The 16,377-nt window shown below is 68.7% G+C and carries 18 protein-coding genes; 4 read left to right on the forward strand and 14 right to left on the reverse strand.

Features of this window, described 5'->3' with window-relative positions; genetic code table 11:
• Positions 1-21: 21 nt before the first annotated feature.
• Positions 22-1,131, forward strand: coding sequence for a hypothetical protein (locus D7Y04_RS39190; protein WP_121762643.1), 1,110 nt, complete (start codon positions 22-24; stop codon positions 1,129-1,131).
• Positions 1,132-1,152: 21 nt separating this feature from the next.
• On the opposite strand, the gene D7Y04_RS39195 is transcribed toward D7Y04_RS39190, so the two are convergent.
• The 9 genes from D7Y04_RS39195 to D7Y04_RS39235 form a co-directional block, all read right to left on the reverse strand.
• The gene (locus D7Y04_RS39195; protein WP_121762644.1) at positions 1,153-2,904 is read right to left on the reverse strand and encodes an AMP-binding protein; all 1,752 of its coding nucleotides are present in this window, start codon (positions 2,902-2,904) and stop codon (positions 1,153-1,155) included.
• Positions 2,905-2,940: 36 nt separating this feature from the next.
• Entirely contained in the window at positions 2,941-3,858 is a 918-nt protein-coding gene (locus D7Y04_RS39200; protein ID WP_120595038.1) for an alpha/beta fold hydrolase, read from the reverse strand.
• Positions 3,855-4,301, reverse strand: a complete 447-nt coding sequence (locus D7Y04_RS39205; RefSeq protein WP_120595039.1) for a thioesterase family protein — start codon at positions 4,299-4,301, stop codon at positions 3,855-3,857. The genes D7Y04_RS39200 and D7Y04_RS39205 overlap by 4 nt, the downstream gene beginning before the upstream one ends.
• A gap of 40 nt (positions 4,302-4,341) precedes the next feature.
• Positions 4,342-4,707, reverse strand: a complete 366-nt coding sequence (locus D7Y04_RS39210) for a holo-ACP synthase (RefSeq protein WP_121762645.1) — start codon at positions 4,705-4,707, stop codon at positions 4,342-4,344.
• Positions 4,707-5,666: a ferritin-like domain-containing protein gene (locus D7Y04_RS39215; protein ID WP_121762646.1), complete on the reverse strand. Its 960-nt coding sequence runs from the start codon at positions 5,664-5,666 to the stop codon at positions 4,707-4,709. The genes D7Y04_RS39210 and D7Y04_RS39215 overlap by 1 nt, the downstream gene beginning before the upstream one ends.
• Positions 5,663-5,959, reverse strand: a complete 297-nt coding sequence (locus tag D7Y04_RS39220) for a hypothetical protein (RefSeq protein ID WP_120565947.1) — start codon at positions 5,957-5,959, stop codon at positions 5,663-5,665. Before D7Y04_RS39220 ends, D7Y04_RS39215 begins: the two co-directional genes overlap by 4 nt.
• 147 nt (positions 5,960-6,106) lie before the next feature.
• Positions 6,107-7,285 carry a CaiB/BaiF CoA-transferase family protein gene (locus D7Y04_RS39225; RefSeq protein WP_121762647.1) on the reverse strand — a complete coding sequence of 393 codons (1,179 nt, stop codon included), beginning with the start codon at positions 7,283-7,285 and terminating at the stop codon, positions 6,107-6,109.
• 90 nt (positions 7,286-7,375) lie between these two features.
• Entirely contained in the window at positions 7,376-7,705 is a 330-nt protein-coding gene (locus D7Y04_RS39230; protein ID WP_120576076.1) for an SCP2 sterol-binding domain-containing protein, read from the reverse strand.
• A gap of 100 nt (positions 7,706-7,805) precedes the next feature.
• Entirely contained in the window at positions 7,806-8,180 is a 375-nt protein-coding gene (locus D7Y04_RS39235) for a response regulator (RefSeq protein ID WP_120576077.1), read from the reverse strand.
• A 208-nt stretch (positions 8,181-8,388) separates the two neighbouring features.
• Here D7Y04_RS39235 and D7Y04_RS39240 point away from each other — a divergent pair, with 208 nt between their 5' ends.
• Both D7Y04_RS39240 and D7Y04_RS39245 read left to right on the forward strand, forming a co-directional pair.
• Positions 8,389-9,438, forward strand: a complete 1,050-nt coding sequence (locus D7Y04_RS39240; RefSeq protein ID WP_120595043.1) for a sensor histidine kinase KdpD — start codon at positions 8,389-8,391, stop codon at positions 9,436-9,438.
• A gap of 78 nt (positions 9,439-9,516) precedes the next feature.
• Positions 9,517-9,753 carry a twin-arginine translocase TatA/TatE family subunit gene (locus D7Y04_RS39245; RefSeq protein ID WP_120595044.1) on the forward strand — a complete coding sequence of 79 codons (237 nt, stop codon included), beginning with the start codon at positions 9,517-9,519 and terminating at the stop codon, positions 9,751-9,753.
• A gap of 132 nt (positions 9,754-9,885) precedes the next feature.
• On the opposite strand, the gene D7Y04_RS39250 is transcribed toward D7Y04_RS39245, so the two are convergent.
• The 5 genes from D7Y04_RS39250 to folE all read right to left on the reverse strand — a co-directional run bounded on the left by D7Y04_RS39250 (position 9,886) and on the right by folE (position 15,603).
• Positions 9,886-11,754, reverse strand: coding sequence for a long-chain fatty acid--CoA ligase (locus D7Y04_RS39250; RefSeq protein WP_120595045.1), 1,869 nt, complete (start codon positions 11,752-11,754; stop codon positions 9,886-9,888).
• Entirely contained in the window at positions 11,751-12,491 is a 741-nt protein-coding gene (locus D7Y04_RS39255; RefSeq protein ID WP_121762648.1) for a tetratricopeptide repeat protein, read from the reverse strand. Before D7Y04_RS39255 ends, D7Y04_RS39250 begins: the two co-directional genes overlap by 4 nt.
• A gap of 147 nt (positions 12,492-12,638) precedes the next feature.
• Positions 12,639-13,379 (reverse strand): RNA polymerase sigma factor RpoD/SigA, encoded by a 741-nt coding sequence (locus tag D7Y04_RS39260; protein ID WP_120565939.1) that lies wholly within the window; start codon positions 13,377-13,379, stop codon positions 12,639-12,641.
• Positions 13,380-13,609: 230 nt separating this feature from the next.
• The gene (locus D7Y04_RS39265; protein WP_121762649.1) at positions 13,610-15,037 is read right to left on the reverse strand and encodes an FAD-binding oxidoreductase; all 1,428 of its coding nucleotides are present in this window, start codon (positions 15,035-15,037) and stop codon (positions 13,610-13,612) included.
• On the reverse strand, positions 15,034-15,603 hold the full coding sequence (gene folE / locus D7Y04_RS39270) for a GTP cyclohydrolase I (protein WP_126935947.1): 570 nt from the start codon (positions 15,601-15,603) through the stop codon (positions 15,034-15,036). The genes D7Y04_RS39265 and folE overlap by 4 nt, the downstream gene beginning before the upstream one ends.
• A 258-nt stretch (positions 15,604-15,861) precedes the next feature.
• On the opposite strand from folE, the gene D7Y04_RS39275 reads away from it, so the two are divergent.
• A complete protein-coding gene (locus D7Y04_RS39275; RefSeq protein ID WP_120596778.1) occupies positions 15,862-16,281 on the forward strand; it encodes a hypothetical protein in 420 nt (139 codons plus the stop codon).
• Positions 16,282-16,377 lie beyond the last annotated feature (96 nt).

Genomic DNA, 16,377 nt, shown 5'->3' on the forward strand with positions numbered 1-16,377 from the left:
GCTGCGACACTGCCCGCGCCCATGCTCCCCTCCTTCGTGGCCCTGCTCGGGCTTGGCCTGAGCGCCGCTCCCCCGCCCTCACCCGCCGCCCCTTCCGCGTCCGCGGTGCTCCACGCGCAGTGCCGCACGCACGGGGCGGATCCATCCAGACCCTGGGCGCTCGCGCACGGCATGGACCTGGACGGGAAGGCCTTCCATGCACGGGACGGCCGCGCGGCCTCGGACGCCATCGTCGCGGGGTTCCTGCGCCGCGACGTCCCCGACGCGGGAGGCACGGCCCGCTACTTCTTCGATGCCTTCACCCCGGACGGCACGCCCGTGGAGCCCCACCCTGCGCTCCAGGTGAAGACCTTCCTGCTCGCGGGATACCCGCGCTCGCATGCGTTCCCCACTGCGTGGGGCAAGGTGACGCTGAGGGAGCTGGTGGCGTCGCTCCAGCACGACTTCCGCCCCGCGCTCGCCGCGTCGCCGGACGGAGCGTGGGCACTGGATGCGCTGTCACATGTGCTGGAGCCCGGGGGCTCGTTCGTCAACGGCGCGGGAGAGCCGGTGCGGATGGACGCGGTGATGGACACCGCGCTCGCCACGCTGGAGTCCGCGAACGCGGAGCTGATGCGGGGCATGAAGGCGGGCCTTCCCCAGGTGCCCAAGAACAAGCAGGGCATCTACGCGCACCCGTGCGGCGGGCTCCACTTCTTCCAGGCCGTCGCGGGCTGGGCGCGCTTCCCCGCCGTGCGCAAGGCGTGGGGCCCGAAGCTGGACGCGCAGGTGGATGTGCTGGTGTACCGGCTGGGTTCGGAGGCGCGGCAGTACGAGGCCGCGCTCACCGCCGCGCCCGCGTACCGCGTCCCGGTGCTGGTGCAGATGGTGAAGTTCTACGGCCACTTCCTGGAGGCGCTGGGGCGCTACCGGGACGAGGCGGGCTGGAAGCCCACGCCCGCGCAGGCGGTGGCGGTAGCGGAGGCGAAGGCCGCGCTGGAGCACGCGACGCTGAGGCTGGAGGCCACGGGCGCCTTCCGCGACACGGAGGCGCTGACCAAGACGCAGCCCCAGCTCGCCCTGGACCTGGTGGGCGACGCGTGCCACGCGGCGCGCGGCTGGGACCTGTGGGCCTCCGCGAAGGCCCGTTGAGGCCCGAGGCTCGACCGAGCCTCAGGGCCCGTCCTGACGCTGGCCTCCTGGCTTGAACCGCAGGAGTCCCGCTGAGAGCGCCGCCTTCCCGGAGGCCATCCACCGGCGGCCCCGCTGCCGCGCGACCATCACCGAGCCCAGCACGAGCCGCTGCGCGCGCATCTGGAGCAGGTCCGCGCGCAGCTCCATGGGCGTCACGGTGCGGATGCGGCCCTGCTCGTAGGCCTCCGTGATGGCGCGGCGCTGGAGCTTGCCGCTGCTCGTCTTCTGGAGCTGGCCGTAGCGGATGAAGAGGACGTCCTCTTTCGGGAGCGTCACGCCCACCGTCTCCAGCACCGACTGGCAGACCTGCTTGCGGCTGTCCTCCAGGCGCTCCAACGCGGCCGGGTGGTTCACCTCCGCCAGCACCACGAGACGGCCCTTCACCTGGATGACGGCGGTGCGGCCCGGACGGATGAAGCCCAGCCGCTCCACGGCCTGCTCGAAGTCCGCGGAGAAGAAGCTCTGCCCGTTCACCTTGATGCGGTCGTTGATCCGCCCGGTGATGAAGAGCTCGCCCTCCTTCTGGAAGCCCAGGTCTCCCGTGGCGTAGAAGCCGTCGTCGCCGCGCAGGGGCCGGTCGTCCAGGAAGTACGACGGCGCCAGGCTGCCGCCGCGCAGCTCGATTTCGCCCAGCTCGCCCTCGCCGCACAGCTGGCCGTCCTCCGCGCGCAGCCGCACCTCGAACTCCGACAGCGGCCGGCCCACGGAGATGGCGGGCTGGCCGTTGGGCGCGGTGATGACGCGCACCGTCTGGCGCGGCGGCACGCTCGCGACCATCAGCACTGTCTCCGCCATGCCGTAGCAGGGCATGAACACGTCGCGCCGCAGACCGCACGGGGCGAGGATGTCCAGGAACTGCTCCAGGTTGGGGATGTTGATGGGCTCGCTGCCCAGATAGATGCTCTGCACGCGCGACAGGTCCAACCGCTTCAGGTCATCCGCGTCCGCCGACTTGAGCGACTTCAGCGCGTAGTCGATGGCGAAGTTGGGGATGACGGAGCCCATCACCTTCTCGGAGGAGATGAGCTCCAGCCAGCCCATGGGGTCCATCAGGAACGACGCGGGCTGGGCCAACAGCAGATCATTGCCCACCGTGATGCAGGTGAGCAGCCCGCCGATGAGCCCCATGTCGTGGTAGAGCGGCAGCCAGCTCGTCACCCGGTCCTCGGACGTGCGGCTGTCGTGCCGGATGATCATCCGCAGGTTCGCGGCCAGGTTCTCCTGGGTGATGGGCACGCCCTTGGGGAACGACGTGGACCCCGACGAGAACTGCACGAACGCCAGCTCCCCGGGCGCCACCTCCCGCAGCTTCACGCCGGGACGCTTCGCGCCCGTGGGCGGCGGCGGCAGGCGCTCCAGGGGCAGCTCCAGTCCAGCAATGCTGGGCACGTCCAGCACCAGCAGCGCGCCATAGCGCTCGCGGATGCGCGCGAGGAAGTCCCGGTAGGGCCCCTTCGGCGTGCTCAGGATGTACGGCTTCACGGACAGGGGCACCGCGCCCAGCTCCATCAGCCCCAGGAAGGCGAAGATGACGGACGAGGAGGTTTCGAAGGGCAGCACCACGCGCGTGCCCGGCGCCACGCCGCGCGCGCGGAAGTGCTCCGCCGCCCCGGCCACCCGGGAGGCGAACTCCCGGTAGGGCACGAACTCCGGCGGCCCGATGAAGTCGTCGTAGAGAAACAGGCCGCGTCGCGGATCCGCCGACTCCAGCCGCTGGATGATGTCGAGCATGTGAAAAGCCTCCCCTCCTCCGGGTCCTTCAATCCTTCAGTGCGAGGGCGCCACCTGGCGCATCCACGCGAGCACGCGAGGCAGCACCTCCGCGCGGGCGCGCTCTCCGCGCACCACGTCGAAGTGGCCCGCGTCCCAGCTCAGCCCCTGCGCGCGCCCCAGGACGAACAGATCCTTGCGGGCACTGCCCAGGTGGGCCACCAGCTTCTGCGCGCGCTGCGGTGACGCATGGAACACGTCCGCCGCGCCCACACCCGCGAACACCGGCAGCGTCACGTTGCCCAGCGCGCTCCAGTAGTCCGTCGCGCCATCCGTGCTCCGGAACGCGCCCGTGGGCGCCCAGTCCGTGAACTGCCGCATCACGCCCGCCGGTTCGTCCCAGGGCCCCTGCTTCAGCGCCTTCGCCGGGAAGCGTCCCAACATCCCCGCCACCGTGGACGAGAAGCCCAGCTGGAAGCGCTTCTTGAACCCGCCGTCGCTGTAGTCGTTCACCGCCGAGGACAGCGTGCACACGCCGGACAGCGACGCCTGGAGCGAGGGGTCCACCCCCAGCGCCGCCAGCACCGCGTAGCCCGCCATGCTGTGGGCCAGGATGAACAGCGGCCCGGTGTGACGCGCGCGCACGGCCCGCACCAGGTCCGGGATGTCGTGGCGCACGTACGTGTCGAAGCTCCAGTCGTACGCGCGCTTCGCGGGCCAGCGGCTCTTGCCATGCCCGCGCAGGGACGCGACGTACGACACACAGCCCGCATCCACGAACGTGCGCGCGAACCCATCCCCCTGCCCGCCCAGGAAGAAGCGGCCGTCTGAGAACAGCCCCGGCACGAAGAGGATGCCGGGCGCGGAGTCCGGCGTCCCGGACAGGCGCGCCTCCACGACGTGCAGCGCGTGCTCCTGGGACGTGGGCACCCAGAACTCCAGCGACGCGAGCTCCGGCTTCGCGTTCGTGCTCATGGGCGCGGATCCTCGACAGGGGCCACCGGGGCGCGCGCGGCGTCCAGGAACTGCTGCAGCGACGCGAGCGACCGGGCCCGCGCGTCCAGGAAGGCCACGCTCACCAGCGCCTCCACCGCCACCGGCCCACCCACCGTCAGGAACACGCGCTGACGGAACCGCGCGCGGTAGTTGATGCTGTCCGGCTCCAGCTCGTCCGCCGCGGGCGACTCCAGCTCCGTGTGCACCACCACGTCGCCCGGGGGAATCTCCCGGCGGTAGTCCACCTCCACCCGCGACACCACCGCCACCACCGGCCCCCCGCGCGTCAGCCCCTGCCGCTCCAGCCAGGCCCAGCGGCCGGCCTCCAGGTACTCCAGCGTGGTGGCGTTGTTCACGTGCCCCAGGATGTCCAGGTCATTGGGACGCACGCGCAGCGTGAGTGACGACTCTTCGAAGTGCACGGGGGGATGTCCTTCGGCTGCCAGGGGGATGACAGCGACTTCAGGGGGACGGAGCGCGCGTCACGATGACCACCGTCGAGACGAACCCTCCGCTATGCGACAGCGATACAGAGACCTGCAGGCCCTCGCGCGACAGGTGCTCCGCGAGCGTGCCGTGAAACTGGAAGCGCGGCGCGTGCCGGGCGTCGTGGACGAGCTCGGCGTCCGTCCAGAACCAACCGGCGACCGCAGGCAGCGCCTTGAAGAGGGCCTCCTTCGCGCTGAAGCCCGCCGCCAGACTCTGCACCGGATCCGCCGCGCGCTCGAAGTGGGCGAGCTCCGCGGCGGTGAAGAAGACGTCCGGCTCCCGCAGGGCCCGTGCGGCCTCCAGCTCCGAGATGGCCTGGAGGTCGTGGCCCAGGCCCATCAACACCCGACGAGGTCCATCCAGGTGTCCTCCAGCTCCTCTCGCGACGCCACCGTGATGCCGGTGATGCGCTTGAGGGCGTGGAAGATGAGCTGCTCCTTCTTGCGCAGCGCGTCCGGGGCGTAGAAGCCCTCGCGGTGCTCCAGCCGATCCCACCAGTTGACGTGGGTATCGCGGCTCTCCACGCGCTCGCGCTTGCTGCCGTGCACCTCGCCGCCGTCGCGAAGGAAGAGGTGCGCCACCGCGAACGCCTCCTTCGCCTTGTACGCGCCGCTGTCCACCAGCGCCTTGGCGAAGGCGATGAAGTAATTCATGTGCTGCACTTCGTCCGCCGCCACCTGCTTGAACAGTGCGCGCAGGCCCGGGTCCTGGACCATCTGCGAGCACTGGCCGTAGTCCACCGCCGCCACCACCTCGGAGATGGACAGCAGCGTGAGCGTGCGCAGCATGTCGTCGTCGGGGAAGACCTTGCGGAACTCGATGAAGGTGGCGTCGGAGATGGCCTCCAACCCCAGCACCGAGGACAGGCGGTTGAACGCCGTCTCGTGGTGCGCCTCCTCCTCGTTCCAGTAGCGGCTCCACGTGCCGCACGCCTGCATGATGGAGGCGACGGTGGGGTTCTTCTCCTGCCACCGGCGGCACTCCTGATCCGCCAGCCGCTCCAGCCGGTCCGCGCCCGGCTTCGTCGTCAGCTCCGCCCGCCCCGCGTTCCACACCAGGTGCCGGTCGGCTTCACCCACGTGCGCGAAGTCCACGTGGGAGAGCAGCTCCACCACGCTCCAGCGCCGCGATTCGTGCAGCCGCTGCTGCTCCCAGGTGATGTCCACCAGGGACTGCCCCCGCTGGGTGAGGGCTTCGTACAGCTCCGCCTGGATGGCCGGGCGGCTTTCGGGCGAGAGGACCTTGGGGGGGGCGACGGTCGCTTCTTCGTGCTCCAGGCCGCGCGCGAGGACGCTCATGCCGACTTCCGCTCTGGGTTCGTGACTTCACCCATGAAGACCGCCAGGACCTTGGACACGGTTGTATCCAAGGACAGTGCCGGCAGGCGAACCCTCAGTCCATAATCCTTGCGCAACCCGTTGGAGGTGCGGGCAAAGGCTTCCATCAAGTCGACGCTGTTGGTCATGCGCTCGGAGCGTGTAATCAACGCCGCGAGTGTGAGGTCTTCGGAAAACAACTCTCCTTCCGTGAGACCCACGTTTTCCGCGAATTTTCGTCGGATATATGACTCGAGCTCCTGTGCGTCGGGCACGGGGGACCTTCCTTCTCAGGGCTTGAAAGTCGATTTCCCAGTCTAAAAACAGGAAAGACTAACTGTGGCTCCAGACCTGTCAATCATCAACGGGTCACTTTGGATCCGCGTACGAACCCGCCCTCTTGGGTTCGTTTCACGCGTCATTCATGCAATCAGGCGCGAGATTTCTTCGGCAGTGAAACCTGCGTCTTCCAGGATGACGCGCGAGTGCTGTCCGAGCGTGGGCGGTGGACGCAGTGCGACGTCGCCCATGCGCAGCGGCGTGAGCAGGTGCGTAACGCGAATGCCGCGCTGCGCATCATCCGTCTCCACGAAGAGGCCGCGCGCGCGCAGCTGCGGATCCGCGAGCACCTCGTCCCCTTCCGCCACCGGCTCCACGCAGAACTCCGCGCCGGAGAGCTGCTCGCGCCAGTGCGCCAGGGGCTGGCTCGCGAAGACGCGGGTGAGCTCCGCCTTCACGCGCGCGCCGGCTTCGCCGCCGGAGTACGCGTCGTCCAACAGCTCCGGGCGGCCCAGCTTCGCGCAGAGCGCGCCGAAGAACTTGGGCTCCAGCGCGCCCACCGCGAGCCAGCGGTCGTCCGCGGTCCGGTACAGGCCATAGCTGGGGAAGCCGCCGTTGAGCGCCTCGCTTCCGCGCTGGAGCGGTGAGCCCTCCGTCCCCATGAACAGGCGCGAGGCCAGGTGCAGGTGGAGGAACGCCAGCGCGCCGTCCGTCATGGACACGTCCACGAGGCGGCCCACGCCAGTGCGCTCGCGCTCGTGCAGCGCGGCCAGGATGCCCACCAGCGCGAAGAGGCTTCCCCCGCCGATGTCCGCCATCTGCACGCCCGGGAACGCGGGCGCGCCACCGGCTTCGCCGCCGTAGCCCAACAGGCCCGCGCGGGCCACGTAGTTGAGGTCGTGCCCCGCCTTGAGCCGGTCCGGCCCCGTCTGGCCGTAGCCGGAGATGGCGCAGTAGATGAGCCGCGGGTTCTTCTGACGCAGCACCGCCTCGCCCACGCCCAGCTTGTCCATCACGCCAGGGCGGAAGCTCTCCACCAGCACGTCGTAGTGGGACACCAGGCGCAGGAGCGCGTCACGGCCCTCGGGCGTCTTGAGGTTCAGCGTGAGCGAGCGCTTGTTGCGGTGCAGCCCGTAGTAGAGCGCGCCCTCTCCGTCGCGGTGCGGCGGCATGTGGCGGGTGGCGTCCCCCACGTCCGGGTCCTCCACCGTGTCGACGGTGGCGCCCAGGTCCGCGAGCACCAGCGTCGCGTACGGGCCGGGCAACAGGCGCGACAGGTCCAACACCCGCAGGCCTGCGAGGGGGGAAGACGGCTCAGACATGTAAGGGGGCTCCAGGGGGAGATGGAGACATGCAGACGGCGCGTCCCCATCAGGGTGACGCGCCGTCGGTACGACACGAGACTCAGAGGCTCAGGACAGCAGCTTCGCCAGCTTCATGGCGAGGCCCATGTCCATCGGCTTGAACTTGAGCTTGCCCTGCATGGCGGCCATCTGCGGGTTCAGCTTGCCCTCGCGGATCTTCACGAAGTCGTCGTTGCTGACCGTGACGGTCATCTTCGACGCGCCGTTGAGACCCTCGGACACCCAGCCCTCCGTCTTGGTGGTGTCCAGCGTCCACTTGCCGCCACCGTCGCCGGAGACGTCGAAGTGGATGATGGCGTTGATGTCCTTCGCCAGCTCCGGCTTCGCCTGAAGCTTCTCGGGAATCTGCCCCTCGATGATGTCCTTCGCGGTCGCCATGACTCGCTCCTTACGTTTTCAGCGTTGATTGGTGAATCAGCCCTGCGCGGACCGTAGTGGTGCCCCACCGCCCCGGTCAAGCACGGCCACGGAGGCGTGCTCAGACGCGAGAGGTGTCCGCCGAGGGGCTGAGGGACTGTCGCACCATCGACAGCAGGTCGTTGAGCTCGAAGGGCTTGGCCAGATGGCCCATCGCGCCAATGTCCTTCGCCTTGCTGCCGACGTTGCGGTCCGCGCTGAGGACGATGATGGGGATGCCCGCGAAGGCAGGCTTCTGGCGCATGCGCTGGGCGAACTCCCAGCCGTCCATCACCGGCATCATCAGGTCCAGGAGGATGAGGTGCGGAGGATCCGGCTCCAGGCGCTCCAGGGCCTCCTTGCCGTTGCGGGCACGGCGGATCTCGAAGCCTTCGGCCTCCAGGATCTCGGAGAGGGCCTCCAGGATGTCGGGATCATCGTCCACGACGAGCACCACGGGTGCTTCAGCATGCTGTGCGTTGAGCGAGGTCAGAGGTGTCTCCTCGATACCGCTTTCGGAGGTCGATCTTCCACCATCACTGGCCCCCCGGGTGCAAGAAATCAAGGGTCCCGCGGACGGAGCGGGAGCCCGTTGCAAAACCGACAGTCACTGCCCACCCTTCCGGTGATTCGAAGCTCGGCCAGGGGAGGTCTGCGTGACGTGGATGGGGGAAACGGCTGGAGGCAACGAAACCGCACCGGGGCTCGCGCTGTTGCCCCGTCAAGGGACACCCCGCCTGCTCGGTCCCCTGCTCCTGGACTACCTGGGCTTGGAGGCCCTGCCTCCCCTGCCGGCCGTCACGGGCATCGACGGGCTGATGGCCGCCGTGGGCTTCAGCCGCAAGGACGGCGAGCGCAACCTGTGGGAGCGCCAGGACCGCACCGTCCTGGTGGGCGAAGAGCCGCTGGAGGACGGCGGACGGCTGGTCTGGGCGCTGCCGGTGCCCTGGAATTCAGAGCGGGGTTCACCCCAGGTGCCCCAGGATTCACCGTCAGGCGAGCGTGTGCAGGACCGCGTGCGCTTCCTGTCGCTCGCGTCGCACGACCTGCGCGGGTCGCTGGCCAACATCCGCTCGTACGCGGCGCTGCTGCTCAACGGGCGCATCCCGCTGGAGCCCAAGGCGCAGCGCGGGCTGGAGACCATCCTGCGCAACGCGGACCGGGCGCTCTCCTTCGCCCAGGACTTCTTCGACTCCAGCCGCGCGGACCTGGGCGCGCTGGCGTGTGAGCGCGAGCGCCAGGCGCTCCTGCCCATCCTGGATGCCGCGGTGGAGCGCACGCGGGCCGCGGCGTCCGCCGCCAACGTGGGGCTGGTGCTGGACACGCTGCCGGACCTGCCCGACGTGACGGTGGACGCGGGCCGCATCCAGCACGCGGTGGAGGCCTTCGTGCACCACCTGCTGGCGCGCGCGCAGCCGGGCGAGGCGCTCCACGTGCGCGCCGAGCGCCTGGGTCACCAGGTGCGGGTGGAGGTGCGCCGCGACGGCGCGGCCGTTCCAGAAGAGGACATCACCGCTGTCTTCCAGTGCGAGGAGCGCGCCTTCCGCGAGCGCAAGCTGGAGGATCCGCTGCGCGTCTTCCTGGCCCGGCAGGAGGTGGAGGCCCACGGCGGCCAGGTGGGCGCCCAGGCGGACGAGGGCGGCACCACGCTCTTCCTCACGTTGCCCTTATCGCTTCCAGCGGAACTCGGGCATCCAGCGGGCTGGCAGGCGTGAGCCCTGGCCGGCGGAGTTGCTAGCGCGACCCACCTCCCACCGGTATGCTCCCTCGCGCATTTCGTGAGGAGCGAAGCCATGGGATTGAAGCTTCCTGAGATTCTTCTGATTTTCGCGGCGCTGCTGCTGCTGTTTGGCGGCTCGCGGTTGCCGCAGCTCGGCTCGTCCCTGGGCAGCGCGCTCCGCAACTTCAAGCGCGGCTTCTCCAGCGACGAGGAGAAGGACGAAGCTGGCGACAAGAAGACCGGCACGCTGTCCGCGTCCACCACCGTGGACAAGGACGTCGCCGCCAAGTCGCCCAGCCACCACGCCTGATTGCGGTTCCGTCCGGGTGGGCCCGGGAAGGCCCCGCCCCTGACGGCAAAAGACATCGCTGAACGTTCACCCGTGACGCCCGTACCGTGACCGCTCGAAAGCGGCCTCGGACGGGCGTCGGGCTTTGGTGCGTCAGTCCATGACCTTCGCGCCTTCGTACATGGCGTCGATGGTCTTGATGTACTTCTGGCTGGCGACCTTGCGCTTCACCTTGAGGGTGGGCGTGAGCTCACCGGACTCCTGCGTGAAGTCCGCGTCCATGACGGCGATCTTCTTGATGCTGGAGTACGGAGGAATCTCCGCGTTCACCTTCTTGATGATCTCCTCGACGGCCGTCTTGATCTCCGGCCGCTGGGAGTTCTGCGCGTAGGTGCCCACCGCGATGCCCTTGTCCTCCAGCAGCTTGCGCGCCGGGTCCTCGGACACGGTGATCAACGCCACCAGGAACGGCCGCTTGTCGCCGTACACCATGGCCTGGCTGATGAGCGGGAAGGTCTTGAGCGTGTTCTCGATGTTCTGAGGCGCCACGTTCTTGCCGCCCGCGGTGACGATGATGTCCTTCTTGCGGTCGGTGATGCGCAGGTAGCTGTCGGAGTCCACCTCGCCGATGTCACCGGTGTGGAACCAGCCGTCCGGATCCAGCACCTCCGCGGTGGCGGCGGGGTTCTTGTAGTAGCCCTTCATCACGCAGGGGCCACGCACGAGAATCTCACCGTCCGCGGCGATCTTGATTTCCGTGCCCGGCACCGGCGGGCCCACGGTGCCGATCTTGATCTTCTCCACCCGGTTGGCGTTGCACGGAGCGCTCGTCTCCGTGAGGCCGTAGCCCTCCAGCACCTTGAGGTCGAGCAGGTCGAAGAAGTAGGCGATCTTCCGGGACAGCGGCGCGCCGCCGGAGATGAAGATGCGCATGTTGCCGCCCAGCTTCTCGTCGAGCGTCTTGCGCACCTTGGAGAACACGAGCTTCTTCGCCAGGCTGAACATCAGCGTGTCGTACTCGCGCCCCTGGCCCTTGGCCTCGGAGTACTCGTCGAACAAGCCGAAGGCCCACTTGAAGAGCTTGCCCTTCACGCCGGGCGCCGCCGAGCCGTTGGCCACGACGTTGTTGTAGACCTTCTCGAACACGCGCGGCACGGACGGCAGCACCGTGGGGCGCGTCTCCGCCAGGTTCGCGAGCAGCTTGTCCACCGACTCCGCGATGATCAGCCGGAAGCCCATGGACAGCCACGCGGCCTTCACCACCTGGGCGAACACGTGCGCCAGGGGCAGGAAGAGCATGACGGAGTCCTCCGGCTTCATCATGCCCATGGCCTGGGTGGCCTTCGCTTCATAGGCCCAGTTGCCGTGGGTGAGGATGACGCCCTTCGGGTCGCCCGTGGTGCCGGAGGTGTAGACGAGCATGTTGGTCTCGTCCAACTTCACCTGAGACACGCGCTCGGTGAACGCGGACTCGGCGGCCTGGGGGATGCCCTTGCCAGAGGCCACCATGTCCGCGAGCGAGATCTCCTTGTCGCCGGAGATGGGGCCCTCGAAGACGACGATCTTCTGCAGCGAGGGGATGTCCCCCAGCTTGGAGCGGACGCGGGACAGGCGGCCCGCCTGCTTGGCGTCCTTCTCGTCGTTGTCGACGAGCAGCAGCTTCGTCTCCGAGTGGTTCAGGACGTAGCGGCACTCATCCGGCGTGTTGGAGCCATAGATGGGCACCGTGATGGCCTGGGCCGCGCTGATGGCCAGGTCCGCGATGATCCACTGCAAGCTGGTGTTGGCGAAGATGCCGACCCGGTCCCCGGGCTGAACGCCCTGGGCGATGAGGCCCGCCGCCTGCGCCTTCACGTCCTCCAGCACCTGCGCGAACGTGACGTCCTGCCAGCGTCCGTCCTTCTTGTGCGTCACGCCCACCTTGGAGGCGTTCTGTGCCCGCTGAACGAGCAACTGGACGAGGTTCTGCTCCTGCGTCCCGCCCGCTGCGGGAGCCGTCGTGACCTGACTCTCTGCCCTCACTTGAGCTCCTCCTGGATGTCGGCATCCACCTTCTTGGCCCACTGCTGCACGCGCTGCCCCTCAGCGGGGTTGTACGCGGTGCTTCCCTGCTTGACCTTCTCGACGGCCGCGCTCGCTTCCTTCGCCTTGCCGTCCTTCAACAGCGTCTCGGCAAGGTAGTAGTGCGCGCGCAGCGACTGCGGAAACTTGGCGATGGCCTTCTGGTAGTACTCGGCGGACTTGCCCAGGTCCCGCTTCGGCCAGGGCAGCTCATAGAAATATCGCCCCTTCACCAGCCAGGGACCGCCGTACTCGTACGTGGCGTCGATCTTCAGCGCGGTGTCCAGGCGCTCGTTGAACTTGCCCTCCAGACCGTCGCCCAGCGCCTTCATGATGCCCACGGCCTGCGAGTAGGAACCGATGCCGCAGGCGGCGAAGTAGTAGCCCTCCACGCGCGTGGGCTGGAGCTTGGAGGCCTTGTCCCCGGCCTCCCAGGTCTGCTTGCCCAGGACCATCTTGAGCTTCTTCTCCGTGGCGCCGTCCGCCTGCCACTGGAGGATGCGCGCCTTGCGCCACGCCAGGTCGAAGTCGTCCGGCGCGGCCTTCAGCGCCTCGGACACGTCCTTGTCCAGCGCCTTCACGGACTCCGCGTCACTGCGCTTCGCGTACAACGCGTCGAGTTGGTCGAGCAGCGCGGGATCCGCGGCGTTTGCCGGGATGGCCCAAAGCACCCAAAGGGCAAGCAATTTCAAGCGCATCGAAAAGCCTTAGCACGCACGCTCGCCTACCATCAACCGAACGTGCCAGACGCAGCGCGGCAAAAAAGAAGACGGGACCGGCAAGGTGCGAACACCCCGCCAGGTCCCGTCATCGATGCAACAGATGCTGCCTTTCGCGCTTCCGATTCAGGCCGCGTCGGCCGTGGCGGTGTGCTCCTCGTTCTCGTTGAAGGCGATGAGGTAGCGCTCCAGGAAGTTCTTCGTCTTCAGCTCCACCTGGCGCACGCGCTCGCGCGACACGCCCCAGCGCTGGCCCAGCTCCTCCAGCGTCAGCGGCTTGTCCTGCGTGAGGCGCTCCTGGAGGATGTCCCAGCCCAGGTCGCCAATGCGCTTGCGCACCTTGGACAGGGCATCCTGGATTTCGGTGTCCTGCTCGCGGGAGAGGAACGTCTCCTGCGGGGAGGGACCGCCATCCTCCAGCCGGTCGAGGAAGGTCGTCTCGCCCTCCTCGTCGATGGTGGCGTCCAGCGAGAAGTCCACCATGCTGCCGCGCTCCGCCTCACCGCCGCGCACCTGGCTGCGGTTGTCCTTCAGATAGCGGGTGATGTAGGCGCGGATCCACCACACGGCATAGGTGGCGAAGCGCACGTTCTTCTTCGGGTCGAAGTGCTCGATGGCCTTCATGAGGCCGACGTTGCCTTCCTGGATGAGGTCGTCCAGGCGGGCCCCGCGGTTGGCGAACTTCTTCGCCACGGCGACCACGAAAGCGAGGTTGGAGCTGGCGAGCGTCTGTCGGGCGCTCTCGTCACCCTTGCGGGCCTGGCGAGCCAGTTCGTACTCCTGTTCACGCGTGAGCTGCTGGTGGCCGCCCAGGTGACGCAGGTAATGCGAAAGGCCCTCTGCCGCGAACTTCGTCGAGTTGGCCATGATTTCCCGTCCTTCCGTTCGAAACTGCCGGACGCGATGAATCCCCCGACGAACCGCGTCCACCTGTCACTAGGACGCGCAACGGCGGAAAGGGTTTCTCATTCCTTCCAAGAAGAGCGATTCGCCCTCTCACCCTTGTCAAAAGCCCGTCACGCACTCGCACTTCCGGGCCCTTGGAAGCGCGTGACGTGTCGGGTGGGACAGCACCCACGTTTCCGGTCACGAAGTCTTCAACGCTTGAGCGCGGGGAAGATTTTCTCGGGATTGAGCAGACCTGATGGATCGAAAAAGTCCTTCAGGCGGCGCTGCAGTTCCAACAGCGCGGGCGATTGCTCCAGCGCCAGATATTCCCGCTTCGCGTGCCCCACGCCGTGCTCACCGGTGATGGTGCCCCCCAGCTCCACGGTGAGCACCAGCATGCGACGCAGCGCCTCGTCCACGAGGGGGCGCTGGCTGGGACCTTCGTACAGGATGTTGGCGTGCAGGTTGCCGTCGCCCGCATGGCCATACGTGGCCACGGTGAGCCCCAGCTCCGCGCCCATCTTCTTCAGCCGCTCGATGATCTCGGGAATTTTCGAGCGGGGTACCACGATGTCCTCGGAAATCTTGGCTGGCTTGAGCGCGCGCAGTGCCGGGGAAATCATCCGCCGCGCCGCCCACAGCTTTTCGCGCTGACTTTCGTCCTGGGCCACCAGGGTCTGCGTGGCCCCGTGCTGAGTGCAGATGTCCCCCAACAGTTGGAGCTCCGCGAACACGCCTTCGGGAGTGTTGCCGTCGACCTCGGCGATGAGGGCGGCGCCCGCGTCCGGGGGGAACTGGAAGCTGCCCCGATGCACGATGGCCTGGACGGCGACCTCGTCGATGAGCTCCAGGCAGCGCGGCAGGATGCCGGCGGCGAGCACCGCGGAGACGCCTCGCGCCGCGTCCAGCACGGACGGGAACACCACCAGCGCGGTCATCACCTGCCGGGGCAGTGGAATCAGCTGCACCGTGATTTCGGTGGCCACGCCGAGCGTGCCCTCGGAGCCCACGAAGAGCCCCACCAGGTCATAGCCGGCCACGCCCTTGATGGTGCGCCGGCCCACGCGCAGCACCTCGCCGTCCGGCATCACCCATTCCAGGCCGATGACGTAGTCGCGCGTGACGCCGTACTTCAGGGCGCGCGGGCCGCCGGCGTTCTCCGCCACGTTGCCGCCCAGCGTGCAGAACTCCCAGGAGTTCGGATCCGGCGGATAGAAGAGCCCTTGCGCCTCCACGGCCTTCATCAGGTCGCCGGTCACCACGCCGGGCTCCACCACCGCGGTGAGGTCCTCCTTGGAGATGGAGCGGATGCGGTTCATGCGCTCCAGGCTGACCGCCATGCCGCCCTTCAGGGGCAGCGAGCCGCCGCTCTTGCCGCTGCGCGCGCCACAGGGGGTGAAGGGCACGCCGTGCGTCTGGCACGCCTTGAAGATGGCGGACACCTGCGCGGTGGTCTCCGGCAGCAGGACGGCGTCGGGCCGGTACACGCCGCTGTCCGACTCGTCGCGCGCGTAGGCGTCGAGCGTGGAATCGTCGCGCTTCACCTGTCCCTGGGACAGCACGGTTGTCAGGGCCTCCAGCACCTTCGCCACACGCTCGGGCGCCACCCGCTCGAAGGTCTGGGAGGCGGGGTTCATCGGCCCGCTCCCGTGCGAGCCCCCAGGCGGGCCCATAGCTCGCGGCGCAGGGGGCCATCGCGGCGCAGGCGTCCTTCATAGGCTTCCGCGTGGGTGACGGCGTCACGCTGATGGTCGGCCCTCAGCCGCAGACACGCCTGCTCCGCCTCCAGGATGCAGGCGGTGGCGGGACTGTCGAGCACGCGGGCGAGCGAGCGCGCCACCTGCCGGGCCAGGTCCTCCTGGAGGATGAGCCGGTGCGCGAAGACATCCACCAGCGCGCCGATGCGCCCGAAGCCCACCACGCGCGAACCCGGCACGTAGGCCACGTGCGCGCGGCCGGTAAAAGGCAGCAGGTGGTGCGGGCACATGGAGTGGAAGCGCAGGTCCGTCACGACCACCAGTTCGCCGGAGGAGTCCGCGGGCGCGGGGTACGTCTTCCCGAGCGCCTCTTCGGGCGTGCGGCCGTAGCCGTCGAGGAAGCCGTTCGCCCACACGTCGGCCACGCGCGTGGGTGTGTCCAACAGGTTCACGTCCTGAAGGTCGAGCCCCGCGGCGGTGAGGAAGTCACGGACGGCCCGGGCCATGCCGGCGGGGTCGGGGCGCACGGCGCGAGGGGCCGGGGCCTTGGCGGCGGGGGCGCGGCGACGAGAACGGGAGGGAGGCACGGGCGGCGGAACTCCTGGCGCGGTGGGGCGTGACGCTGGCGCGCCCAACCTAACCGATGCGACCAGGAGGGACGTCCGGAATGAAAACAACGTTCCCTTGTCGTCGTGTTTCGGCGGTGTACCCAGGCTGCCTTGACACTCCCGGGGGCCGACAGTAAGCCAGCCGGGAACCCTCAGATGCTCTCGCGCGCCCACACCCTTGCCCGCCTCACCGCGATGCTGCTCGTCGCGCTCTGGGGTGCCCAGCCGCTGGGTCTGGCGCTGCACGTGGAGCAGCACGCGCACCGGTTCTGTCCGCAGCACCAGACGTTCGAAGAGGACGCGCGGCGCGCGAACCCCGCGCTGTCCCGCTTCTCCGAGCGCGCCCCCGTCGTCGCCTCCGTCCCGCCCGCCGTGGCGGACGCGACGGCCCTCAACCACGACACGTGCCCGCTGCTCACAGCCGCCCCTCAGGTGGAGGCCCTCCAGGGCTCGGGCGTCGCTTCCGCTTCGGCGTGCGTGGAGAGCAACCACCCGGCCACCGCGCCGCCTCGTTCCTTCGCGCCGCTCGCCGTCCTCGACACCGCGCCCAAGGCCTCGCCTCCGACGCACGCGTAGTTCCGCGTGTCGTGTCGTGAAGCAGGTCATCAGGTCGACGGTCGTCGCGGGGTGCGCATGCGCATGCTCCTCGGCCGGCCGGTTCCGAGGAGCAAA

Source organism: Corallococcus sp. AB038B, from assembly GCF_003668955.1.
Taxonomy (GTDB): Bacteria; Myxococcota; Myxococcia; order Myxococcales; family Myxococcaceae; genus Corallococcus; species Corallococcus exiguus.